Below are 22,697 nucleotides of genomic sequence, written 5' to 3' on the forward strand. Positions count from 1 at the left end.
GCTCCAGCTTGCCCTTCCCGGGCAAGGTCGTGCTCTCGTGGGTGGGGTGGCGGGGTGCCACTAACCGTTATAACGAGGTTTTTCGCAGGCGACAACAGGCTGCCCGTGCAGACTGGGAGGAAGAGAATTTACGGTAGGAAGGGCTGAAACCGGGATGTCTGAAATCAGCACAGGACAAGGTGGGAGAGGGCAAGCCCGCTCCCACAGGGGGGGGTATCTACAGGGTCAGGGTCAGGCGTTTAACCAGGGCACCCGGCAACAGGTTGGACGCGGTATTGCGCTGGCTATAAGTGCTGGCCGACAGCAGCAGTTCCCGCTCGGCGGTCAGCGCTTCCAGTTGCGAACCGAGCAACTGGTAGACGCTGTCATCAAAACGCATGGTGCTGACCGGCGCCTTGATCTCGCCGTCTTCCACCCAGAACGTGGCGAAGCGCGTCATGCCGGTCAGGCGTGCGGCGGGCAGGTCGGAGTAGTTCAGGTACCACAGGTTGCTGATGTAGAGCCCGGTGCCCAGTTGCTTGAGGATCTCGGCCTGGGCCAGGTTGCCCGCCGCGATCTGCAAGGCGCTGGGGGATTCGTCGCCGCTGGCGCCGTTGGCGCTGAGGCCATATTCGGCGGCGCTGCGCGAGTTCACCAGTTGGCCGTCGGCCTGGCCGGCATTGATCAGCGTGACGTCACTGCGCGGGTAGCCTTCGCTGGAGAACGCCTGGCTCAGGGAGTCGGTGATGTGTTCTTTCACCGTCACCAGCGGGCTCAAGGACTGCTCGCCGGCATACAGCCGTTGCAACGAGCTGCCTTTGCTGGCGATGGCCTGGGCGGAAAAACCACCCCAGGTGATGATGCTGATGATTTCTTCCAGCGCCGCCGGCGCGAGGTAGGCGCGGTATTGTCCGGGCGCCAACGGGTGCAGCGGGCGGCCGAGGAATTCCAGCTGTTCACGCGCCAGTTGGAAGCGCCGGGCGAACTCGGCGCTGTCCCAGGCGTCGCCGGCGTAGCTGGCTTTTACCGCCTCGCCATTGGCGTGGAACAGGCTGAAATCGAAGTTGAAGCTATTGGCCTGATGCCAGCCAAACGCACCGTCCGAACTGGCGAAGCCCCGGCTGATCGGGCCGGCGGCATAGAAGCCGACCAGGTCGAGGCCATCGGCGGCCTGGCTGATTTCTTTCAGTACCTGGGCCAGGTCGGGCAGGGGGCGGGCCTGTTCGTTGTGGCTTTGCCAGGCGTTGTGGTTGAGCAGCAGGTACGGGTCATGGGGCAGCAGCGGCAGGGTTTCGCGCAATTGGCGCAGGCCGTCGGCGAGGCGCTGGCGATCCAGCTCGGGCTCGCCGGCCAGGGTGATGCCGAGGTCGGCATGGCGGCCATCGCTGATCAGCTTGAGGTTGAGGCTGGCCTGCTGCACGTGCCCGGCCTGACGCACCTTGGCGTGGTTGAAGCGCACGAACTCGGACGATTCTGCCGCGTAGCCCAGGTGGAATTGTTCCTTGTCGGTGATGGCCTGCTTGAGCCACTGCACCAATGCCTTGAAGGTGTTCATAAGGCATCTCCTCCAAATACGTCAACGTTGCTGAACACACAGGCCGGCGACGCATGGCCGACGCGGATCACCTGGTTGGGCTCGCCCTTGCCGCAGTTCGGCGTGCCCAGCACCTTGAAGGTGCTGGCGTCGCCCACGGCGCTGAGGTTGCGCCAGAACTGCGCGGAAATCGCCCGGTAGTTGGGGTTCTTTACCACGCCCTTGAGCTCGCCGTTTTCAATCAACTGGCCCCACTCGCAGCCGAACTGGAACTTGTTGCGTGCATCGTCGATGGACCACGAACGGTTGGTCGACATCAGGATGCCGCTTTCGATGCCGCCAATCAGTTGCGCCAGGCTCTTATCGCCGGCTTCGATATTCAGGTTGGCCATGCGGTCGATCGGCGGGCGGTTCCAGCTGCTGGCGCGGCTGTTGGCCACGCCGCCCATGCCCGAGCGGAACTGCGACAACGCCCCACCCAGGGGCTTGAGCAGCAGCCCTTCGCGGATCAGGAATTGCTTGCTGGCGGCGGTGCCGTCGTCGTCATGGCCGTAGCTGGCCAGTTGCTCGGGAATGTCCGGGTCGAACGTCACGTTCAACAGCTTGGAACCGTATTGCAGTTGGCCGAAGTCGCTGGCCTTCACAAAACTGGTGCCAGCGTAATTGCGCTCGTCGCCGAGGATGCGGTCGAGTTCCAGTGGGTGGCCGATGGACTCGTGGATCTGCAGGATCATCTGGTCGGGCATCAGCAGCAGGTCGCGCGGGCCCTGGGGCGTGTTTGGCGCCAGCAGCAGTTGCAGGGCTTCGTCGGCAATGCGCGGCGCGGCGCCCACCAGGCCGAAGCGGCTGATCACGTCAAACCCGCCTTGCTGGCCGAAGTTGCTGCCGCCGAGGGTGCGCGACTGGCTGTCGTTGCCGTCGTAGGCGGTGACGTTGACGCCGGGGAACACAAACCGCTGGGCCTGGCGCAGTTCGGCGCCGGCACTGTTGAGGTAGATCTGCTCGACGTGGGTCAGGCCGAGGCTGATTTCCCAGTTCACCAGGCGCTCGTCCTGGGGCACTGCAGAGGACTCATCGCCGAGCAGTTGGTAGCAGTCGCTCAAGGACGGGAAGGCGTGCTCGAGGTGCGGCGACAGGTAGTCGGCGACGTCGCTGGACACCGGTTGGTCGCGCAGGTCGAGCAAGGCGTGAGGTTTTATCAGGCGGGCTTGCTGTTCGGCGCGCTCGAGGGCGGCTTGCAGGCCAGGCAGGGAAATATCGTGGGTCGCGGCGTAGGTTTCCACACCGTTCAAACGCACGGTGAGCATGGCGCCTTCGTCGTGGTTCAGGTGCGGCGGTTCGGCGACGTTCTTGCGCACCGACAGGTACTGGCCGGACTCGCGCACGTAACGCAGGGAGAAAAATTCGGCGGTGGTGCGCAGGGCACTGAAGTGCTGCTTGAGTGTGGCGTGGTGGTCGAACATGGGGCCTTCCTTGTGGGCGGCTCAGCGCGGGCAGGCACACAGAGTAGGCCTGGGCTGGGGAGCGATCAAGGAGAGGTGATTCTTTGTGGCAAGTGCCCCTGTGGCGAGCGGGCTTGCCCCGCATTGGCTGCGCAGCGGCCCCAAAAATATTGGGAGCGCTGCGCACTCCAGCGCGGGGCAAGCCCGCTCACCACAGGGTTTAGCGTTATTGCGCCAATGGCCCCACTTCACGCAACGGCTTGCCACGCACCGGCGCGTCGCCGGCCACGTAGTAGTCGGCAGTGCTGCGCGGCAGCGGCTGGCGGCCACGGATCTTGTCGGCGATTTTCTCGGCGATCATGATCGTCGGCGCGTTCAGGTTGCCGGTGGTGATGATCGGCATGATCGACGCATCGACTACGCGCAGGCCCTGCATGCCATGCACGCGGCCTTCGCCATCGACCACGGCCATCTCGTCGTCGCCCATCTTGCATGAGCAGGACGGGTGGAACGCGGTTTCGGCGTGCTCGCGGATGAACTTGTCCAACTGCTCATCGGTTTGCACCTCGATACCCGGGCTGATTTCGCGGCCACGGTACGGGTCCAGTGCCGGCTGCTGCATGATTTCGCGGGTCAGGCGGATGCCGTCGCGGAATTCCTGCCAGTCCTGCTCGGTGGCCATGTAGTTGAAGAGGATGCTCGGGTAGTCCCGTGGGTTCTTCGACTTCAGTTGTACGCGACCACGGCTCGGCGAGCGCATGGAGCCCATGTGCGCCTGGAAACCGTGCTCTTTCACACCGTTGCTGCCGTTGTAGTTAATCGCGACCGGCAGGAAGTGGTACTGGATGTTCGGCCATTCGAATTCTTCACGGGTACGGATGAAACCGCCCGCTTCGAACTGGTTGCTGGCGCCGATGCCGGTGCCGTTGAAGAGCCACTCGGCACCGATGGCCGGCTGGTTGTACCAGAGCAGCGACGGGTACAGCGACACCGGCTGGGTGCACGCATATTGCAGGTACAGCTCAAGGTGGTCCTGCAGGTTTTCGCCGACGCCAGGCAGGTCGTGGACCACCGGGATGTCGAGGCTTTCCAGCAGCTTGGCCGGGCCGACGCCGGAGCGTTGCAGCAGTTGCGGCGAAGCGATTGCGCCGCTGCACACCAGCACTTCTTTACGCGCACGGGCTTCAACGCGCTCTTCGGCGGCACCGATCAGGTAACGCACGCCAACGGCACGCTTGCCTTCGAACAACACCTTGTCGGTGAGGGCGTGGGTGACGATGGTCAGAGTCGAACGCTTCTTGGCCGTGTCCAGGTAACCGCGCGCGGTGCTGGCGCGACGGCCGTTAGGCGTGACGGTGCGGTCCATCGGGCCGAAGCCTTCCTGCTGGTAGCCGTTCAAGTCCTCGGTGCGCGGGTAACCGGCCTGCACGCCCGCTTCAACCATGGCGTGGAACAGCGGGTTGTTGCCGGCTTTAGGTGTGGTCACGCTGACCGGGCCATCGCCGCCGTGCCAGTCGTTGGGGCCGATGTCGCGGGTTTCGGCCTTGCGGAAATACGGCAGGCAGTCGAGGTAGCTCCAGTCTTCCAGGCCCGGCAGCTTCGACCAGTTGTCGTAGTCCATGGCGTTGCCACGGATGTAGCACATGCCGTTGATCAGCGAAGAGCCACCCAGGCCCTTGCCGCGTCCGCATTCCATCCGGCGGCCGTCCATGTGTGGCTCCGGATCGGTCTCGTACGCCCAGTTGTAGCGGCGGCCTTGCAGCGGGAAGGCCAGGGCGGCGGGCATCTGGGTGCGGAAATCGAGGCGGTAGTCGGGGCCGCCGGCTTCCAGCAGCAGGACGGTGACGCCTTCGTCTTCGGTCAGGCGGGTCGCCAGGGTGTTACCGGCGGAGCCGGCACCCACAATGATGTAGTCGTATTCTTGGGACATAAATGCACCCTCTTAAAAGGTTGGCCGCCCGTAGCAGCTGCCGAGGAACGAGGCTGCGTTGGGCTGCGTAGCAGACCCCAAGATCGCTACGCAGCCTCGCTTGCGCTCGTCAGCTGCTACGGCGGACCTTGGGATCGATACGCGCTGAGTTGAGTGGGGTTGCTTAGAACACCGAGGCGTAGTCGCCCAGCTCAACCTGTACCGATTTGATGCGGGTGAAGTTGTTCAGCGAGCTGATGCCGTTTTCACGGCCCACACCGGATTGCTTGTAGCCACCCACCGGCATTTTCGCGTCGGATTCGCCCCAGGCGTTGATCCAGCAGATGCCCGCTTCCAGCTGGTGAATCACGCGGTGGGCGCGGTTCAGGTCCTTGGTCACAAGGCCCGCAGCCAGGCCGAAGTCGGTGTCGTTGGCGCGGCGGATCACTTCTTCTTCGGTTTCGTAGGTGAGGATGCTCATCACCGGGCCGAAGATTTCTTCACGGACGATGGTCATCTCGTCGGTGCAGTCGGTGAACACGGTCGGGGCCACAAAGGCGCCTTTGGCCAGGTCGCCGTCGGTCAGGCGGTCGCCGCCGCACAGCACGCGGGCGCCTTCTTCCTTGCCTTTGGCGATGTAGCCCAGCACGCTTTCCATGTGGGCGAAGCTGACCAGCGGACCGAAATTGGTGTTGGCGTCCTGGGGGTCGCCAACGCGGATGCGCGCAACACGCTCAACGATCTTGGCTTCGAATGCCTCTTGCAGGTGCTTGGGCACGAACACGCGGGTGCCGTTGGTGCAGACCTGGCCGGAGCTGTAGAAGTTGGCCATCATCGCGATGTCGGCCGCACGATCCAGGTCGGCGTCTTCGAACACGATCAGCGGCGACTTGCCGCCCAGTTCCATGGTCACTTCCTTGAGCGACGAGCTCGAAGCGCTGGCCATGACTTTCTTGCCGGTGTCGGTGCCGCCGGTGAACGAGACTTTCTCGATGCGCGGGTGCTCGGTCAGCCAGGTGCCGACTTCACGGCCGCTGCCGGTCAAGACGTTGAACACGCCTGCTGGAACGCCGGCTTCGGTGTAGATCTCGGCCAGTTTCAGGGTGGTCAGCGAGGTGACTTCGCTTGGCTTGAAGATCATCGCGTTACCGGCGGCCAGGGCCGGTGCGGATTTCCACAGGGCGATCTGGATCGGGTAGTTCCAGGCGCCGATACCGGCGACCACGCCCAGGGGCTCGCGGCGGGTGTAGACGAACGAGGTGTCGCGCAGAGGGATCTGCTCGCCTTCGATGGCCGGTACCAGGCCTGCGTAGTATTCCAGCACGTCGGCGCCGGTGACGATGTCGACGTACTGGGTTTCGGAGAAGGCTTTACCGGTGTCCAGGGTTTCCAGGGCGGCCAGTTCGTCGTTGCGCTCGCGCAGGATGTCGACGGCACGACGCAGGATGCGCGAACGCTCCATGGCGGTCATGGCGGCCCAGATTTTCTGGCCTTTTTCCGCGCTGACCACGGCACGTTCAACGTCGTCGAACGTTGCGCGTTGCACTTGGGCGAGAACTTCACCGTTAGCCGGGTTGATGGCGTCGAAGGTGGCATCGCTGCCAGCGTCGCTGTAGCCGCCGTCAATGTAGAGTTTTTGCAGGTCGAAACGGGCCATAAAGTCCTCGCAAGTGCATAAGTGGTTGGCGTTACCCGCCGCAAAGTGGGCCATGAGGGTGTGGCAACACTGGGCGGCGGACGTTCAGGGGTTGAGCGTTTATAAGGGCTCTAACTCACCTGCTTGGCCAATTGGAAATCCATGTATTCGTAAGCGATCCGTTGCGCCTGCGCCGTGTCGAAAGCGTCTCCCGACAGGGCACCGCGCAACCACAAACCGTCGATCAGGGCCGCCAGGCCTCTGGCTGCTTTGCGTGCGTGCGGCAGCGGCAGCACTCGGCGGAACTGGCAGCACAGGTTGGAATACAGACGTTGATCGTTGATCCGCTGCAACCTGTGCAATGACGGGTGATGCATGCTGGTGGCCCAGAAGGCCAGCCAGGTTTTCATTGCCGGGCCATTGACCTGGCTGGCGTCGAAGTTGCCCTCGATGATCACCCGAAGGTGCGCCCGTGGGCTGTCGTCCTTCAGCGCAAGCCTGCGTTCGTGGACGTTCTCGATCAGCACGTTCATCAGGTAGCGCATCGTCGCGGCGATCAGGCCGTTCTTGTCCTGAAAGTAGTGACTGATGATGCCGTTCGAGACCCCGGCCAAACGGGCGATCAGCGCGATGCTGGCATCTCCCATTCCGACCTGGTCGATGGCCGTCAATGTGGCTTCGATCAACTGTTGGCGGCGTATGGGTTGCATACCGACCTTGGGCATGTAGCACCTCTCCTTAGGCCTGCCGACGGGCGATGAACGTTCGTCGACTTGAAGGCCAGTCTATTTTGTTTTGATTGAACGTTCAATCAACAAAGAATAAGCTCTGCGACAAATGGTCGCTGCCTACAGGTATTTCCTACGTGAAGGCCGCGACATCCGGCACCTGCAAAAACCTTTGAAACAGGCGGTATCAAGGCCTGCCCACTGCCTGGTGGGGCTCAAGGATTTTCGGGGTGTCTTTATAACACCCGTCCGTCGACTGCCGAAAAATCGATAGGCCGGGATAACCGTTGCCTTGTGTTTCTCTCTCGCACTGCCTGGAGCATCTGCGCCATGAGTTCTGCCTCTCTTATAAAGACCCCGCCGGAAAAGGTGCGGGTCAACGGTTGGGTGTTCTACACCTCCACCGCGCTGATTCTGTTGTTGACCGCCATTCTGATCATCGCTCCGCAGGAGGCCGGGCGCATGCTCGGCGTAGCCCAGGCCTGGCTTTCCAAAAGCTTCGGCTGGTACTACATGGTGGTCATCGCCGCTTACCTGGTGTTTGTGGTCGGCCTGGCGTTTTCGTCCTATGGCAAGTTGAAACTGGGCAGCAAGGACGACACCCCGGACTTCAGCTACGGCGCCTGGGCCGGCATGCTGTTCTCGTCGGGCATCGGTATCTCGTTGCTGTACTTCGGTGCCTCCGAGCCGCTGGATCACTACTTCAACCCGCCCGAAGGCGCCGCCGCCAGCAACGGCGCGGCACGCCAGGCGTTGCAGTTGACCTTTTTGCACTGGGGCCTGCATGGCTGGGCGATCTATGCGCTGGTCGGCCTGGCGGTGGCGTACTTCGCCTACCGGCATAACCAGCCGCTGGCCTTGCGTTCGGCGCTGTACCCGCTGGTGGGTGAGCGTTGGGTGAAGGGCGCGGCCGGTCACGCGGTGGATGGTTTCGGCATGTTCGTGACCCTGTTGGGCCTGGTGACCAACCTGGGCATCGGTTCGATGCAGGTGTCGTCCGGCCTGGAAAACCTGTTCGGCATGGCGCACAGCAACACCAACCTGCTGATCGTGATCATCGTGATGAGCACCGTGGCGACCATCGCCGCCGTGTCGGGCGTGGAGAACGGCATCCGCCGCCTGTCCAACCTCAATATCGTGCTGTTCAGCGGCTTGCTGATCTTTGTGCTGCTGTTCGGCCCGACCCTGCACCTGCTCAATGGCCTGGTGCAGAACACCGGCGACTACCTCAACGGCATCGTGCTGAAAACCTTCGACCTCTATGTGTACGAAGGCGACGGTGACAAGACCGAACGCTGGATGGGCCTGTGGACCCTGTTCTACTGGGCCTGGTGGATTTCCTGGGCACCGTTCGTGGGCATGTTCATCGCGCGGATTTCCCGTGGCCGCACGGTGCGTGAACTGGTGGCCGGCGTGTTGCTGATTCCCCTGGGCTTTACCCTGGCGTGGCTGTCGATCTTCGGTAACTCGGCGCTGGACCTGGTGTTGAACCATGGTGCGGTGGAGTTGGGCAAGACGGCGCTGGAACAACCGTCCATGGCCATCTACCAACTGCTGGAGCATTACCCGGCGTCGAAAATCGTCATCGGCGTGTCGATCTTCGTGGGCTTTGTGCTGTTCCTGACCCCGGCGGATTCCGGTGCGGTGATGATGGCCAACCTTTCCTGCAAAGGCGGCAATGTGGATGAAGATGCGCCGCACTGGCTGCGCATCTTCTGGTCGGCGGTGATCACCCTGGTGACCATCGGCCTGCTGTTTGCCGGCAACTTCGAAGCCATGCAAACCATGGTGGTGCTGGCGGGGCTGCCGTTCTCGGTGGTGCTGATTTTCTTTATGTTCGGTTTGCACAAGGCGATGCGCCAGGACGTGGCGATCGAACAGGAGCAGGCGCAACTGGCTGAACGCGGGCGTCGTGGCTTCAGCGAGCGCTTGACGGCACTCGACCTGCAACCGAGCCAGGGCACTGTGCAGCGCTTTATGGACAAGCACGTCACGCCGGCGCTGGAAGAGGCGGCGGTCGCGTTGCGTGAGCAAGGGTTGGAAGTGCAGACGCTGTTGGGCAAGTCCAAGCGCTGCATCGGTGTGCGCATCGAGATGGAAGAGGGCAACCCCTTCGTTTATGAAGTGAGCCTGGATGCTTACTCGTCGGCACCGAGCGACCTGCCCGAAGAAGAACGCACCCGCTATTACCGGGCCGAGGTGTACCTGCACAACGGGCCTCAGGAATACGACCTGATGGGCTTCGCCCAGGAACAGATCACCCGGGACGTGCTCGATCAGTTTGAAAGCCATCGGCAGCTCCTTGGCCGTGTCTATAGCTGATGCGTTGAAAGCCCGGTGGTGTCACTGACATCACTGGGGCAAAAAATGTGGGGGGCAAGCCCCCTCCCACATGTTTGACCCGGTTTCTGCACTGGCGTTTGCGGTGTTTGCTAGCCCAGGTTTTTGCCCAGCAGGGCGTGGTAGAGCTCACTGTCGCCAAGGATCCCCACCACCTGGTTGTTGTCATGCAACACCAGCTTGTTCCCCGTCTGGTAACGAATCTGCAGCGCATCACGCATGCCGATATTCGAATCCACCAGGGTCGGTACCCGGCCCAAACCTTCCACCGGTTGCCCCGGCGCCCAGTTCTGCAGGTTCATCACCATGCCATTCTGGCGGGCGCCCTGGATGGTGTTGCCTTCGGACAGGTCCAGCCACGAATCGCCGCCCGGGTCGAGGCACACCGAACCGTTGACGCGTTTGCAGTTGTCCAGTGTGCGCATCAGGCTGCGGCCGCACAGTACGTTCAGCGGGTTGGTATGGGCGACGAAGGTGCGTACGTAGTCGTCCGCCGGGTTCAGCACGATCTCTTCCGGCACGCTGTACTGGATGATCTTGCCGTCTTTCATGATCGCGATGCGGCTGCCCAGCTTGAGCGCCTCGTCGAGGTCGTGGCTGACGAACACGATGGTCTTGCTCAGCTTGCTTTGCAGTTCCAGCAACTCGTCCTGCAGGCCCTGACGGATCAGCGGGTCGAGGGCGGAGAAGGGCTCGTCCATCAGCAGGATGTCGGCATCCATCGCCAACGCGCGGGCCAGGCCGACGCGTTGTTGCATGCCGCCGGACAGCTCATCGGGCTTCTTGTTGCGCCACTGGGTCAGGCCCACCAGCTCGAGTTTCTCGTCCACCAGCTTGCGCCGTTCTTTTTCCGGGCGGCCCTGCATTTCCAGACCAAAGCTGATGTTCTCGCGCACCGTCAGCCAGGGCATCAGGGCGAACTTCTGGAACACCATGGCGATGCGCTTGGTGCGCATCATTTTCAGCTCGGCGGGGCTGCAGGAGGCGATGTCGATCTGGCGACCTTCATGCTCGACGAACAGTTGGCCACGGCTGACGGTGTTGAGGCCGTTGATGCAGCGCAGCAGGCTCGACTTGCCGGAGCCCGACAGGCCCATCAGCACGCAGATCTCGCCTTTTTCCACATCCAGGCTGGCTTTTTCAACGCCGACAATCTGCCCGGTTTTTTTCAGGATCTCGTTACGGCTCATGCCCTGGTCCAGCAGCTTGAGCGCTTCGCGTGGGTCTTTGGAGAAGATCACGTCGACATTGTCGAATCGGATAATGCTCATGCATCACCCCCTACTTTGGCGTCGGGTTGTTTGCAGATGCGGTCGAGCATGATGGCCAGCAGCACAATCGCCAGGCCGGCTTCAAAGCCCAGGGCGATATCGGCGGTGTTCAGCGCGTTGACCACCGGCTTACCGAGGCCGTCGGCGCCCACCAGGGCCGCGATCACCACCATCGACAACGACAGCATGATGCATTGGGTAATACCGGCAGCGATGCTCGGCATGGCGTGGGGCAGTTCAATGCGCGAGAGCAACTGACGGCGCGAGCAGCCAAAGGCCTTGCCGGCGTCCATCAACTCTTGCGGTACATCACGGATACCCAGGTAGGTCAGGCGGATCGGCGCGGCAATCGCGAACACCACCGTGGAAATCAGCCCGGGCACCACACCCAGCCCGAAGAGGGTCAGGGTAGGGATGAGGTAGACGAAGGTCGGCACGGTCTGCATCAGATCGAGCACCGGCCGCATCATGGTGTAAAACAGCGGTTTGTGCGCGGCAACAATGCCCAGCGGCACACCGATGACCACGCAGACCAGGGTGGCGAACAGCACCTGCGCGAGGGTCTCCATGGTTTCCTGCCAGTACCCCAGGTTGAGGATCAGCAGGAAAGAGACGATGACAAAAACAGTCAGTCCCCATTTACGTTGAATAAAGTGAGCCAGCAGCGCAATCAGACCGATCAATGCCAGCGGATTGAACCAGGTCAGCGCGAACGTCACGCCGTGGATCATCGTTTCCAGTGTCGATGCGATTGCGTCGAAGTAGTTGGCGCCGTGTTGGGTCAACCATTCGACGAAGGCAGCGATGTACTGGCCTAGTGGGATTTTCTGTTCAGTCAGCATGGTAGTGAATGTCCACATGCGAAGAGGGAAAACATCCCGGGGCAGCGCACCGCCCCGGGGTCAGCGGGATTACTTGGCGAGATACGCTTTGACGGCCTCCAGGCCTGGTTTGCCATCGACGGTATTGACTCCGGCGAGCCAGGTGTCGAGGACTTGCGGGTTCTTTTTCAGCCAGGCCTTGGCGGCGGCATCGGGCTTCATCTTGTCGTCCAGGACGTTACCCATCAGGGTGCTTTCCATGTTCAAGGTGAACACCAGGTTCTTCAGCAACTGACCGACGTTGCTGCATTCCTCGGTGTAGCCCTTGCGGGTGTTGGTATAGATGGTGGCCTGGCCGTAGTTGGGGCCGAACGAATCGTCACCCCCGGTCAGGTACTTCATCTTGAAGCGGGTGTTCATCGGGTGCGGTTCCCAGCCGAGGAACACGATGGCCTGGTCACGCTTGGTGGCGCGCTCAACCTGGGAAAGCATCCCGGCTTCGCTGGATTCGACCACTTTGAAGCCGGCGGTCTTGAGGCCGAAGGCGTCTTTGTCGATCAGCGTCTGGATGGTGCGGTTGCCGTCGTTACCCGGCTCGATGCCGTAGATCTTGCCGCCCAGCTCATCCTTGAATTTGGCGATATCGGCGAAGTCTTTCAGGCCCTTGTTGTACAGCGCCTCGGGTACCGCCAGGGTGTACTTGGCGTTTTCCAGGTTGGCGCGCACGGTTTCCACGGTGCCGGCATCACGGTACTGCTTGATGTCGTTTTCCATGGTCGGCATCCAGTTGCCGAGGAACACGTCCATGTTCTTGCCGTCGGCCAGGGACTTGTAGGTCACAGGAACGGAAATCATCGTGGTCTTGGTCTTGTAGCCCAGGCCCTTGAGGATTTCGCTGGTGGTCGCGGTCGTGACGGTGATGTCGGTCCAGCCGACATCGGAGAAGTTGACGGTCTTGCACTGTTCCGGTTCTGCGGCGTGCGCCATGACTGGCAGACTCAGCATGGCGGCCAACAACAACGAGGGTGAACCTTTCATCTGGGTAGACTCCTGTGTTTTTTCTGGCGGCATTCGCCGCGCTTTATAAGTGTTGCGGTTGGAGCGTGCGGCAACAGCTCTGCCACGGTGCCTTGCAAACGAGTCGAGACTGATCATGTACCAGTGAAAATCTGACGCCTACAGGGGGCGTCGTATCCAGTACAGGGAGGGTCGTATCCAGTGTCGGTGACGTCGCTTACAGGTTTTTCCCAAGGTAAAACCGCTGTTTTTGCCCGTCTGCACCGCTAAAAACGGCTGAAACAGGCGATCGCACGGGAGCGACGCTGGTGAGCATGGGTGCGTCGGTGTGAGACGCCGTGAGCGACAGCAAAAGCTTGATGATGCCGCCATCTGGGCGATCTGAGCGTAGCACCTCGTTCAAGCCTGGCCGTGCTTATCGAGGAGTTCTACCGTAATGGCTATCAGTGTTTTCGACCTGTTCAAGATCGGCATCGGGCCTTCCAGTTCTCACACCGTCGGCCCCATGCGCGCCGCGGCGTTGTTCGTCCAGGGGTTACGTGAACGTGAACTGTTGGAACAAGTCAGGCGTGTCGAAGTTCAGCTGTACGGTTCGCTGTCCGCCACCGGCATCGGCCACGGCAGCGACACCGCCACCATCATGGGCCTGATGGGCGAGTGGCCGGACGCGATCGATCCGTCGCAGATCGGCCTGCGCATCCACACCCTGCGCGAAACCGACACATTGCTGCTCGATGGGCGTTTGCCCGTGCCGTTCGTGTGGGCCCGGGACATGCGCCTGCTCGACGAAAACCTGCCGTTCCACCCCAACGCCATGACCCTGGTGGTGTACGGCGATGAAGGCGAGCTGCACCGCGACACCTACTACTCAGTGGGCGGTGGTTTTGTGGTGGATGAAGCCCAGGCGCAGAGCGGTGTGGCGGACATGGACCGCACCGAGTTGCCCTATGATTTCTCCAGCGCGGTGGAGTTGCTGCAGCTGTGCAAGACCCACAACCTGCGCGTTGCCGAGTTGATGCTGGCCAATGAAAAAGTCTGGCGCTCCGAAGACGAAATCCGCAGTGGCCTGATGAAACTCTGGCGCGCCATGCAGGCGTGCGTGGAGGAGGGCCTCAAGCACGAAGGCATCCTGCCCGGCGGCCTCAATGTGCGCCGTCGTGCCGCCAAGTTGCACCGCAGCCTGCAGGAGTTGAACAAGCCGAATGTGATCGGCTCGACCTTGAGTGCGATGGAGTGGGTCAACCTGTTCGCCCTGGCGGTGAACGAAGAAAACGCCGCCGGTGGACGCATGGTCACGGCGCCCACCAACGGTGCGGCGGGGATCATTCCGGCGGTGCTGCACTACTTCATGAAGTTCAGCGACGAAGTCACCGAAGCCAACGTGGTCGACTACCTGCTCAGTGCAGCGGCGGTGGGGATCCTGTGCAAGAAGAACGCCTCGATCTCCGGGGCCGAAGTCGGTTGCCAGGGTGAAGTGGGTTCGGCCTGCGCCATGGCCGCTGCCGGGCTGGCAGAGATCCTCGGCGCAACCCCGGAGCAACTGTGCAACGCCGCCGAAATCGGCCTGGAGCACAACCTCGGCCTGACCTGCGACCCGGTGGGCGGGCTGGTGCAAGTGCCGTGCATCGAGCGCAATGCGATTGCCGCGGTGAAGGCGATCAACGCGGCGCAGATGGCCCTGCGCGGTGATGGCCAGCACTTTATCTCCCTGGACCGCGTGATCCGCACTATGCGCGATACCGGGGCGGATATGCATGACAAGTACAAGGAGACGTCCCGGGGCGGGTTGGCGGTCAGTGCGGTGGAGTGCTGATTAGCTTGTTGTGATGAACAGGGCCTTTGTGGTGAGCGGGCTTGCCCCGCGCTGGGTAAAGGCACCACATAGTTTCAGATAAAACCCGGTCGCCTGATTTTGGGGCGGCTTCGCCACCCAGCGCGGGGCAAGCCCGCTCACTACAAGTGAACACTCCAACCAAAATCGCCACCTTTTAGCGCGTCGCAAACAGATAAGTAGCTTCCAAACGATTTTCCCCTCGACCACCCGTCACCTGTGCGTGCGGTGACAGACTTTTCCTACGCGCTGAAAGCGCCTTCCCACAAGTGATACCGAACTGCTCACACACCTTGAGCAGGGCCGCTCCGACGTCTATTTCAGCCATATCCCGTACTCCTCGCGCGGGCTTATTTAGACGCGTCATCAGGTCGTTTTCAGGATTTGTTGAATAGCCATTCAAATTTAGGCATGGCATTTGCTCTACCAATTCAAAGCCTCTCGCCTTGCCGGATGAAGAGCGCAATAACAAGAGCCTCGCCTGAGGCCATCACCTGCTTTGTGTGAGGAGATACCGCCATGACGTCGTTCAACTCCGGGGCCCAACCCCAGAACCGTGCGCCTCAATCCATCGGCTTTTTGCTGCTGGACAATTTCACGCTGATTTCCCTGGCCTCGGCCGTGGAACCGCTGCGCATGGCCAACCAGCTGTCCGGCCGCGAGCTGTATCGCTGGACAACCCTGAGTGTCGACGGCAACCAGGTATGGGCCAGCGACGGTCTGCAAATCACCCCCGATGCCTCCATGCACAAAGCCCCGGCCCTGGACACTGTGATTGTGTGCGGCGGCGTGGGTATCCAGCGTACCGTGACCCGTGAGCATGTGTCGTGGCTGCAAAGCCAGGCGCGCCAGTCCCGTCGCCTTGGCGCAGTGTGCACCGGCAGCTGGGCCCTGGCCTGTGCCGGTCTGCTCGACGGTTTTGATTGCAGCGTGCACTGGGAATGCCTGGCGTCGATGCAGGAAGCCTTCCCGCGTGTGTCGATGAGCACCCGTTTGTTCACCCTCGACCGCAACCGCTTCACCAGTTCGGGCGGCACCGCGCCGTTGGACATGATGCTGCACCTGATCAGCCGCGACCATGGCCGTGAACTGTCGGCGGCGATCTCCGAGATGTTCGTGTACGAGCGCATCCGCAACGAACAGGATCACCAGCGTGTGCCGCTCAAGCACATGCTTGGCACCAACCAGCCGAAGCTGCAGGAAATCGTCGCGCTGATGGAAGCCAACCTCGAAGAGCCGATCGACCTCGACGAACTGGCGGTGTACGTCGCCGTGTCGCGTCGCCAGCTGGAGCGGCTGTTCCAGAAATACCTGCACTGCTCGCCGTCGCGCTATTACCTCAAGCTGCGCCTGATTCGCGCGCGGCAGTTGCTCAAGCAAACGCCGATGTCGATCATCGAAGTGGCCTCGGTGTGCGGGTTTGTCTCCACGCCGCACTTCTCCAAGTGCTACCGCGAATACTTCGGCATTCCGCCACGGGATGAGCGCGTAGGCTCCAACACCACCCAGCAGGTGGCGATGATGCCGATTCCGCAGGCGCTGGTGTTGTCACCGCTGTCGGGACCGATGGCGGCGTTGAGCCAGGCGCGCAATGAGTCGACTTTCGCGAGTGTACGGCTCTAAACCGAGTTGACTGCATCGGGGGCTTGCCCCCGATAGCGGTCTGTCAGGCGCCGGAGTTCTGCTTGAACTGCATCAGCGCCGGCAACAGTTGCTTATCGATCGCCTGGCGCACCGCCGGCAAAATCGTCGCACTGCCGGTGTACATCTGCTCAACCATACCCTTGAGCGCCTTGGCCCGTGCTTCGCTCAAACCGCGTACGGCACATTCGCAGGCCTGCTCGGCAGTAGAGCCGCTGGAGACTTCGAAACCCAGCGAGCGCAGTTGGCTCAGCAGGTCATCCTGGTCAATCAAATCCGCATGCATCATGACGTTTATCCTGGTGAGGGGAGCGGGGTTCGACCTCGATTCTGGTAGCCACCCAAGCGGTCGGCAAGGGCAGAATGCGCGAATGCCTCAGATGGCTATGGGCATGTCGTTTTCGGGCCATTTGCCGAAGGCACTTACCGGCACACTGAACCCAGGCACACAGCTTGATGGTTTGGTCACCCTCGGGATGTAACGCTCTCACAAGGCACCTCTGCCCCGATCCAGTCACGGCTGGATCGGGGCTTTTTTTGCCTGGGTTTTTTCGGTGTCTGTGCCGGCCTCATCGGGGCACAAGTATCTACACAACTTCAGTAGGATAACGCGTAGCAGCTGTCGAGCCTTGGCGAGGCTGCGTTTGCGGCGCGTCTGACACACCGCCGACGCAGCCTCGCCAAGGCTCGACAGCTGCTACGCAGGGGGCTCGGCTCAAGATGTGTAGATACCTATGCTCATCGGGGGCACCACGGTTTACCGCTGTAACACCAATATCCTTGAGAGCAACTCGTCGCGATCGATATAGCATCCCTGGAAATGCCGCGCTCCCGAAGTGGGATCAAACGCATTGCGCGCATGCAACGTGCGGCGGTTATCGAAGCACCACAGCTCGCCCGGGTTCAGGCGCTTGACCAGCCGAAAGCGCGCCTCGCGCGTCATCGCGATAAAGCGTCGATAAGCCTGATACAGCAACGGCATCTGCGCCACCGACGTCTCGAACGGCCCACGCAAAAAGTTGGCCATGCGAATCTCTGCCACATCCCCCAGTGCGTCCAATGCGATGATCGGCGCGAGGCGACGATAGTCGCTGTGGCGGTCTTTGTTGCGAAACTCCACGGGTATTTCACACAAGGCACGAAACGCTTCGGGATCTTCCTCGCGCAGGGCATTGGCGATGGCAAACCCATCGACAAAAATACTTTCGCCCCCGTCGGCATCGTTGACCAGGCAATGCAGGAATTGCAGCCCCGGTTGCAGCTCCCGGGTCGGCAAATCACTGTGCAAGGGCAGGTTGAAAGCGGTGTAGGCATTGCTGTCGGCATCGGCCTTGGATTGCACGTTGAACAGCACGCCGAAATTGCTCTCGCGGATAAATGAAATACGCTGGGCAACACGCGCCAGGGAGCCGGGTTCGGTGGGTACGCCGCGCATTTGCGTCAGGCCCGCGTCACGCAAGGCCAGCAGCCATTGCAGCAGCGCCGCAGGGTCTTGCATGACCGCCGCGTAGTCGAATATAGGCAGTTCGAAGGTGTTGTCCCAGAGCCGCGATTTTGGTTTCGCCGCCCGGCGTTCGGCGCGGGATTCATCGTCGTAGGCATGGGCCCGCAGCCAGCCGGGATCGTACCGGCTGCGATGACCGCCGTGCCATTCCACGCTGAGGAAGCCCTGGTCGATACGCACGCTGATGGCGCTGAGGTTTTCATCCACATCGACAATTTCCAGCACTTGCTCGCGGGTCACGCTGTACACGCATTGCGTGCACGGGCAGTTGTCCCGCAGCCACTGATGGTGAAACGGGCTGACCCGGCCATCGGCCCATGTCACGCGAACCTGATCGTCCAGCACCTGTGCATCGGCGAGGTCGAAGCGTTTCGGGTAAATACGGAAATCGGCAACAGCGGCGGCGGTTTGCATGATGGCTCCTTATTTTTTCGGGGGCAGTCCAATCACCCGGCCGAGGAGGGCGGGCCTTGGCAGGTCGGCTTGCCCAGCGCTGATCGCAATGAGTTTCTCCAATGTCGCCTCGGCAAACGGGGCCGAATGCGGACCCGCCAGGTCGACGTGCAGCAGCATCTGTTCGTTGCCGGCCAATGCTTTCTCATCGCCCACTAAATGCAGGCTGTGATAAAGGTGCAGGCGCTTGGCGTCGTGGGCGATCAGTTGCGTGTGCACCTCCACTTCGGCACCGAGTTTCACTTCGTGCAGGTAGTTCAGGTGCAGTTCCAGGGTGAACAGCGAATGGCCGCTGGCTTCGCGGTTTTCACTGTCCAGGCCGAGGGTGTCCATCAGCGCGTCGGTGGCGTAGCTGAAGATCAGCAGGTAGAACGCGTCGCGCAGGTGGCCGTTGTAGTCCACCCAGTCGGCAAGGACTGGGGTGGTGTAGGTGGTCAGTGCAGGCATGGTGAGGGTTCCGTTATTCGGCGAAGGTCATGCCGTGCTTGGCTTTGGTGGTTTTCACCGCTTCCAGCACCGCCAGCAGGCAATCATCACGATAGCGTTCCAGCGCCGAAATGCTGTGTTTGCCCAGTTGCTCGCTGGTGCCATCGACCACATCGTCGATCAACTTGTCGGTCAGCTCCGGAGCCGGCAGGTAGGTCCACGGCAATTGCAACGCCGGGCCGAACTGCGCCATGAAGTGGCGCATGCCCGCATCGCCACCCGCCAGGGTGTAGGTGAGGAATGTGCCCATGAACGACCAGCGCAGGCCGGCGCCAAAGCGGATGGCATCGTCGATCTCGCCGGTGGTGGCCACGCCGTCATTCACCAGGTGCAACGCCTCGCGCCACAGCGCTTCGAGCAAGCGGTCGGCGATAAACCCGGGGACCTCCTTGCGCACATGCAGCGGGCGCATGCCGAGGGATTCATACACCTTGATCGCGGCCTGGATCGCTTCCGGCGCGGTGTGCTTGCCGCCGACCACTTCCACCAGCGGCAGCAGATAGACCGGGTTGAACGGATGGCCGACCACACAGCGTTCCGGGTGGGTCGAGCCCTCGTAGAACTCACTCGGCAACAACCCTGAGGTACTCGAACCGATCAGTGCATTGGGCTTGGCCGCGGCGCTGATCCTGCTGTGCAATTCCAACTTCAGTTCCAGGCGTTCCGGGGCGCTTTCCTGGATGAAGTCGGCGTCTTTCACACATTCTTCGATGGTGGCCACAAAGCGCAGGCGGTCTTGCGCTGCGCCGGGTGCCAGGCCCTGTTTTTCCAGGGCGCCCCAGGCATTGGCGACGCGTTTGCGCAACGCCGCTTCGGCACCCGGTGCGGGGTCCCAGGCGACCACGTCGAGGCCGTGGGCCAGGGCACGGGACACCCAGCCGCTGCCGATGACACCGCTGCCGAGGGCGGCGAAGGTTTTGATCTCAGTGATAAAGCGCATGGCGACGATCCTGAAGTATTCACACATTCTGTTTTGGGAACCGGCTCAAACTGTGGGAGGGAGCAAGCCCCCTCCCACATTTTTTAGCCGCGCTTGGTCAGGCCCATCTTGATGCGGCCTTCCGCCGGGGTCATGACCCGTGCGCCCAGGCGGCTGAGAATTTCACTGGCGCGTTCCACCAGTTGGCCATTGGTGGCGAGTACGCCCTTGTCCAGCCACAGGTTGTCTTCCAGGCCGACCCGTACGTTGCCGCCCAGCAGCACCGCTTGCGCAGCCATGGGCATTTGCATGCGGCCGATCCCGAACCCGGCCCACACCGCGTCGGCGGGGAGGTTGTCGACCATGGCCTTCATGGTGGTGGTGTCGGCCGGCGCGCCCCATGGAATGCCCAGGCACAGTTGGAACAGCGGGTTGTCGAGCAGGCCTTCCTTGATCATCTGCTTGGCGAACCACAGGTGGCCGGTGTCGAAGATTTCCAGCTCGGCCTTCACGCCCAGTTCCTGGATGCGCTTGGCGCCCGCACGCAACTGCGCCGGGGTGGAGACGTAAATCGTGTCGCCGTCACCGAAGTTCAGGGTGCCGCAGTCCAGGGTGCAGATTTCCGGCAGCAGCTCTTCCACATGGGCCAGGCGGGTCAGCGGGCCGACCAGGTCGGTATTGGGACCGAATTCCATCGGGTGCTCGCCGCCGCCGATCTCGAGGTCGCCGCCCATGCCGGCGGTGAGGTTGACGATGATGTCGATGTCAGCCTCGCGGATGCGCTCCATCACTTCGCGATACAGGGCAACGTCGCGGCTGAACTTGCCGGTCTCGGGGTCGCGCACATGGCAGTGCACCACGGTGGCGCCCGCCTTGGCGGCTTCCACCGCAGCGGCGGCGATTTGCTTGGGGGTGACCGGCACGTGTGGGCTTCTGGCGGTCGTGTCGCCAGCACCGGTGAGTGCGCAGGTGATGATGACGTCGTGGTTCATGGGGCGGTTCCTTACGGGCGTGTGATTTCAAGGCGTACGGTGCCGTTCGCAGCCAGGAGCGGCTGCGACACGGTGGTTCAAGTCAGGTTATTTGCTGGTGAGTTGCAGGTTGGCTGCAGCCGGTTTGCCATCGAAGGTGGTCACGCCTTCCAGCCAGCGCGCCTGGTCCTGGGGGTGATCCTTGAGCCACTGCCTGGCGGACTCGAGGGCGTCCTTGTGATCCAGCAACGGCTGCATCATCCGGCTCTCGTCGGCGGCGGTGAAGGTCAGGTTGGTCAGCAGCTTGTGCACGTTGGGGCACTGTTCGGCGTAGGTCGGCGCGGTGACCGTCCACACGCTGGCCATGCCTTCGTTCGGGCCCAGGGCGTCATCGCTGCCGGTGAGGTAGGTCATCGCGATATTGACGTTCATCGGGTGCGGCGCCCAGCCGAAGAACACCACGGCTTCCTTGCGGCGTACCGCACGGTCCACGGCGGCAAGCATGCCGGCCTCGCTGGATTCCACCAGTTGGAATTTGCCCAGGCCGAACTGGTTCTTGGCGATCATCGCCTTGATCTGGGTGTTGGCCCCCGAGCCCGGCTCGATGCCGTAGATCTTGCCGCCCAGCTCCTTCTCGAATTTGGCGATGTCGGCAAAGGTCTTCAGGCCTTTGTCCGCCAGGTAAGTCGGCACCGCGAGGGTCGCGCGGGCGTCTTCCAGGCTGGGTTTATCGAGGACTTTGACTTGCTTGGCGTCGACGAACGGCGTGATGGTCTGGGTCATCAGCGGATTCCAGTAGCCAAGGAACAGATCCAGGCGTTGGTCACGGATGCCGGCGAAGATGATTTGCTGGGAGGCGCTGGTTTGTTTGGTCTTGTAGCCGAGGCCGTCGAGCAACACTTGGGTCATGGCACTGGTGGCGATGACGTCGGTCCAGTTCACCACGCCCATGCGCACGTTCTGGCAGGATGCCGCGTCGGCAGCCCATACGTTCGTGCTCAAGATGGCGCTGGCGCTGAGTGCAAGCACGCAGCGGCGAATCAGTCGGTTCATGGTGGATCCCTCGGCAGGTCGTTATTGTGGGGGCCGGCGTCTTTGTGCGCCGTGAGGCCAAGTTACGTAGCTTTGGAGGCGACAAAACGCACGGCGGCGACCAGCTCTTGCACTGCAGCGACCTGCCCCCTTGAATCCACCCGAGAACGGGAGTATCACAGTGCCACGCTGGCCGTCCTACGAGAGCGCCACCATGTCCCAGGATTTCTACTTTCTGCTGATGCCGGGGTTCTCGGCCATCGGCTTTATTTCTGCACTGGAGCCTTTGCGCGTGGCCAACCGCTTTCGTGGCGAGTTGTACCGCTGGCATGTGCTGAGCGCCGATGGCGGCGCGGTGCTGGCGAGCAATGGCATGTCGGTCAACGCCGACGCCGCGCTGGAACCGCTGAAAAAGGGCGCGACGCTGTTGGTGGTGGCCGGCTTCGAACCGCTGCAGTTCGCCACGCCGGCGCTGGAGCACTGGCTGCGTCGCCTGGACCATGACGGCGTGACCCTCGGCGCCATCGACACCGGCGCCTGCGTGCTCGCCGAAGCCGGCCTGCTCGACGGCCACCGCCTGACCCTGCACTGGGAAGCCATCGATGCCTTCAAGGAGTCGTACCCGCACCTGAGCGTGACCCAGGAACTGTTCGAAATCGACCGTCGCCGCATCACCTGCGCCGGCGGCACCGCCTCCATCGACCTGATGCTCGACCTGATCGCCCAGGCCCACGGCGCCGACCTGGCGATCCAGGTCTCCGAACAGTTCGTACTCGGCCGCATCCGCCCGCGCAAGGACCACCAGCGCATGCAGATCGCCACGCGCTACGGCATCAACAACAAAAAGCTGGTGCAAGTGATCGGCGAGATGGAGCAGCACACCGAACCGCCCCTGAGCACCTTGGCGTTGGCCGACGCGATCAAAGTTACCCGGCGCCAGTTGGAGCGTCTGTTTCGCCTGCATTTGAACGATACCCCGAGCAACTTCTACCTTGGCCTGCGCCTGGAAAAAGCCCGGCAGCTGCTGCGCCAGAGCGATATGAGCGTGCTGGAGGTGAGCATTGCCTGCGGGTTCGAGTCGCCGTCGTATTTCACCCGGAGTTATCGGGCGAGGTTTGCCAAGTGTCCGAGGGAGGATCGGCGACGGGAGGTGGTTTGACGGGCAATTATAGTGAATTATACT

At 62.0% G+C, this 22,697-nt stretch carries 18 protein-coding genes; 4 read left to right on the top strand and 14 right to left on the bottom strand.

What is annotated here, in order from left to right:
• Positions 1-217 precede the first annotated feature (217 nt).
• From PspCFBP13509_RS16845 to betI, 5 genes are all read right to left on the bottom strand, one after another.
• Entirely contained in the window at positions 218-1,534 is a 1,317-nt protein-coding gene (locus tag PspCFBP13509_RS16845; protein ID WP_137212375.1) for a TldD/PmbA family protein, read from the bottom strand.
• The gene (locus PspCFBP13509_RS16850) at positions 1,531-2,976 is read right to left on the bottom strand and encodes a TldD/PmbA family protein (protein WP_137212376.1); all 1,446 of its coding nucleotides are present in this window, start codon (positions 2,974-2,976) and stop codon (positions 1,531-1,533) included. The genes PspCFBP13509_RS16845 and PspCFBP13509_RS16850 overlap by 4 nt, the downstream gene beginning before the upstream one ends.
• A 205-nt stretch (positions 2,977-3,181) precedes the next feature.
• Positions 3,182-4,885: a choline dehydrogenase gene (betA, locus tag PspCFBP13509_RS16855; RefSeq protein WP_065925474.1), complete on the bottom strand. Its 1,704-nt coding sequence runs from the start codon at positions 4,883-4,885 to the stop codon at positions 3,182-3,184.
• A 163-nt stretch (positions 4,886-5,048) separates the two neighbouring features.
• Positions 5,049-6,521, bottom strand: coding sequence for a betaine-aldehyde dehydrogenase (gene betB / locus PspCFBP13509_RS16860; protein WP_065925473.1), 1,473 nt, complete (start codon positions 6,519-6,521; stop codon positions 5,049-5,051).
• 110 nt (positions 6,522-6,631) lie between these two features.
• The gene (gene betI, locus PspCFBP13509_RS16865; protein WP_053128113.1) at positions 6,632-7,225 is read right to left on the bottom strand and encodes a transcriptional regulator BetI; all 594 of its coding nucleotides are present in this window, start codon (positions 7,223-7,225) and stop codon (positions 6,632-6,634) included.
• Between the two features lie 390 nt (positions 7,226-7,615).
• On the opposite strand from betI, the gene PspCFBP13509_RS16870 reads away from it, so the two are divergent.
• Complete coding sequence (locus tag PspCFBP13509_RS16870) at positions 7,616-9,550, top strand: BCCT family transporter (RefSeq protein ID WP_242001078.1); 1,935 nt, start codon at positions 7,616-7,618, stop codon at positions 9,548-9,550.
• A 110-nt stretch (positions 9,551-9,660) separates the two neighbouring features.
• On the opposite strand, the gene choV is transcribed toward PspCFBP13509_RS16870, so the two are convergent.
• From choV to PspCFBP13509_RS16885, 3 genes are all read right to left on the bottom strand, one after another.
• Entirely contained in the window at positions 9,661-10,839 is a 1,179-nt protein-coding gene (gene choV, locus PspCFBP13509_RS16875) for a choline ABC transporter ATP-binding protein (protein WP_065925471.1), read from the bottom strand.
• On the bottom strand, positions 10,836-11,681 hold the full coding sequence (gene choW, locus PspCFBP13509_RS16880) for a choline ABC transporter permease subunit (RefSeq protein WP_065925470.1): 846 nt from the start codon (positions 11,679-11,681) through the stop codon (positions 10,836-10,838). The genes choV and choW overlap by 4 nt, the downstream gene beginning before the upstream one ends.
• 69 nt (positions 11,682-11,750) lie before the next feature.
• Positions 11,751-12,698, bottom strand: a complete 948-nt coding sequence (locus tag PspCFBP13509_RS16885) for a choline ABC transporter substrate-binding protein (RefSeq protein WP_027606017.1) — start codon at positions 12,696-12,698, stop codon at positions 11,751-11,753.
• Positions 12,699-13,113: 415 nt separating this feature from the next.
• Between PspCFBP13509_RS16885 and PspCFBP13509_RS16890 the strand changes: the two genes are divergently transcribed.
• Positions 13,114-14,490, top strand: a complete 1,377-nt coding sequence (locus PspCFBP13509_RS16890; RefSeq protein WP_065925469.1) for an L-serine ammonia-lyase — start codon at positions 13,114-13,116, stop codon at positions 14,488-14,490.
• Between the two features lie 537 nt (positions 14,491-15,027).
• Positions 15,028-16,131 (top strand): choline metabolism transcriptional regulator GbdR, encoded by a 1,104-nt coding sequence (gene gbdR / locus PspCFBP13509_RS16895; protein WP_065925468.1) that lies wholly within the window; start codon positions 15,028-15,030, stop codon positions 16,129-16,131.
• Positions 16,132-16,174: 43 nt separating this feature from the next.
• Here gbdR and PspCFBP13509_RS16900 read toward each other — a convergent pair whose 3' ends face one another.
• From PspCFBP13509_RS16900 to PspCFBP13509_RS16925, 6 genes are all read right to left on the bottom strand, one after another.
• Entirely contained in the window at positions 16,175-16,438 is a 264-nt protein-coding gene (locus PspCFBP13509_RS16900; RefSeq protein ID WP_065925467.1) for a hypothetical protein, read from the bottom strand.
• 468 nt (positions 16,439-16,906) lie between these two features.
• A complete protein-coding gene (locus PspCFBP13509_RS16905; RefSeq protein ID WP_065925466.1) occupies positions 16,907-18,067 on the bottom strand; it encodes a gamma-butyrobetaine dioxygenase in 1,161 nt (386 codons plus the stop codon).
• Between the two features lie 9 nt (positions 18,068-18,076).
• Entirely contained in the window at positions 18,077-18,553 is a 477-nt protein-coding gene (locus PspCFBP13509_RS16910) for a thioesterase family protein (RefSeq protein ID WP_137212377.1), read from the bottom strand.
• 13 nt (positions 18,554-18,566) lie between these two features.
• A complete protein-coding gene (locus PspCFBP13509_RS16915) occupies positions 18,567-19,532 on the bottom strand; it encodes an L-carnitine dehydrogenase (protein WP_065947496.1) in 966 nt (321 codons plus the stop codon).
• A gap of 83 nt (positions 19,533-19,615) precedes the next feature.
• On the bottom strand, positions 19,616-20,503 hold the full coding sequence (locus tag PspCFBP13509_RS16920) for a 3-keto-5-aminohexanoate cleavage protein (protein ID WP_065925463.1): 888 nt from the start codon (positions 20,501-20,503) through the stop codon (positions 19,616-19,618).
• Positions 20,504-20,590: 87 nt separating this feature from the next.
• Positions 20,591-21,535, bottom strand: coding sequence for a choline ABC transporter substrate-binding protein (locus PspCFBP13509_RS16925; protein ID WP_137212378.1), 945 nt, complete (start codon positions 21,533-21,535; stop codon positions 20,591-20,593).
• Positions 21,536-21,728: 193 nt separating this feature from the next.
• Here PspCFBP13509_RS16925 and PspCFBP13509_RS16930 point away from each other — a divergent pair, with 193 nt between their 5' ends.
• Complete coding sequence (locus tag PspCFBP13509_RS16930) at positions 21,729-22,673, top strand: GlxA family transcriptional regulator (protein ID WP_027606007.1); 945 nt, start codon at positions 21,729-21,731, stop codon at positions 22,671-22,673.
• The last annotated feature ends 24 nt before the right edge of the window (positions 22,674-22,697 follow it).

Origin of the sequence: Pseudomonas sp. CFBP13509, from assembly GCF_005233485.1 — a bacterium.
GTDB lineage: Bacteria > Pseudomonadota > Gammaproteobacteria > Pseudomonadales > Pseudomonadaceae > Aquipseudomonas > Aquipseudomonas marginalis.

Coding starts and splice junctions, on each gene's coding strand:
- PspCFBP13509_RS16845 (WP_137212375.1), bottom strand. CDS start 1,534: ATGAACACCTTCAAGGCATTGGTGCAGTGGCTCAAGCAGGCCATCACC.
- PspCFBP13509_RS16850 (WP_137212376.1), bottom strand. CDS start 2,976: ATGTTCGACCACCACGCCACACTCAAGCAGCACTTCAGTGCCCTGCGC.
- betA (WP_065925474.1), bottom strand. CDS start 4,885: ATGTCCCAAGAATACGACTACATCATTGTGGGTGCCGGCTCCGCCGGT.
- betB (WP_065925473.1), bottom strand. CDS start 6,521: ATGGCCCGTTTCGACCTGCAAAAACTCTACATTGACGGCGGCTACAGC.
- betI (WP_053128113.1), bottom strand. CDS start 7,225: ATGCCCAAGGTCGGTATGCAACCCATACGCCGCCAACAGTTGATCGAA.
- choV (WP_065925471.1), bottom strand. CDS start 10,839: ATGAGCATTATCCGATTCGACAATGTCGACGTGATCTTCTCCAAAGAC.
- choW (WP_065925470.1), bottom strand. CDS start 11,681: ATGCTGACTGAACAGAAAATCCCACTAGGCCAGTACATCGCTGCCTTC.
- PspCFBP13509_RS16885 (WP_027606017.1), bottom strand. CDS start 12,698: ATGAAAGGTTCACCCTCGTTGTTGTTGGCCGCCATGCTGAGTCTGCCA.
- PspCFBP13509_RS16890 (WP_065925469.1), top strand. CDS start 13,114: ATGGCTATCAGTGTTTTCGACCTGTTCAAGATCGGCATCGGGCCTTCC.
- gbdR (WP_065925468.1), top strand. CDS start 15,028: ATGACGTCGTTCAACTCCGGGGCCCAACCCCAGAACCGTGCGCCTCAA.
- PspCFBP13509_RS16900 (WP_065925467.1), bottom strand. CDS start 16,438: ATGATGCATGCGGATTTGATTGACCAGGATGACCTGCTGAGCCAACTG.
- PspCFBP13509_RS16905 (WP_065925466.1), bottom strand. CDS start 18,067: ATGCAAACCGCCGCCGCTGTTGCCGATTTCCGTATTTACCCGAAACGC.
- PspCFBP13509_RS16910 (WP_137212377.1), bottom strand. CDS start 18,553: ATGCCTGCACTGACCACCTACACCACCCCAGTCCTTGCCGACTGGGTG.
- PspCFBP13509_RS16915 (WP_065947496.1), bottom strand. CDS start 19,532: ATGCGCTTTATCACTGAGATCAAAACCTTCGCCGCCCTCGGCAGCGGT.
- PspCFBP13509_RS16920 (WP_065925463.1), bottom strand. CDS start 20,503: ATGAACCACGACGTCATCATCACCTGCGCACTCACCGGTGCTGGCGAC.
- PspCFBP13509_RS16925 (WP_137212378.1), bottom strand. CDS start 21,535: ATGAACCGACTGATTCGCCGCTGCGTGCTTGCACTCAGCGCCAGCGCC.
- PspCFBP13509_RS16930 (WP_027606007.1), top strand. CDS start 21,729: ATGTCCCAGGATTTCTACTTTCTGCTGATGCCGGGGTTCTCGGCCATC.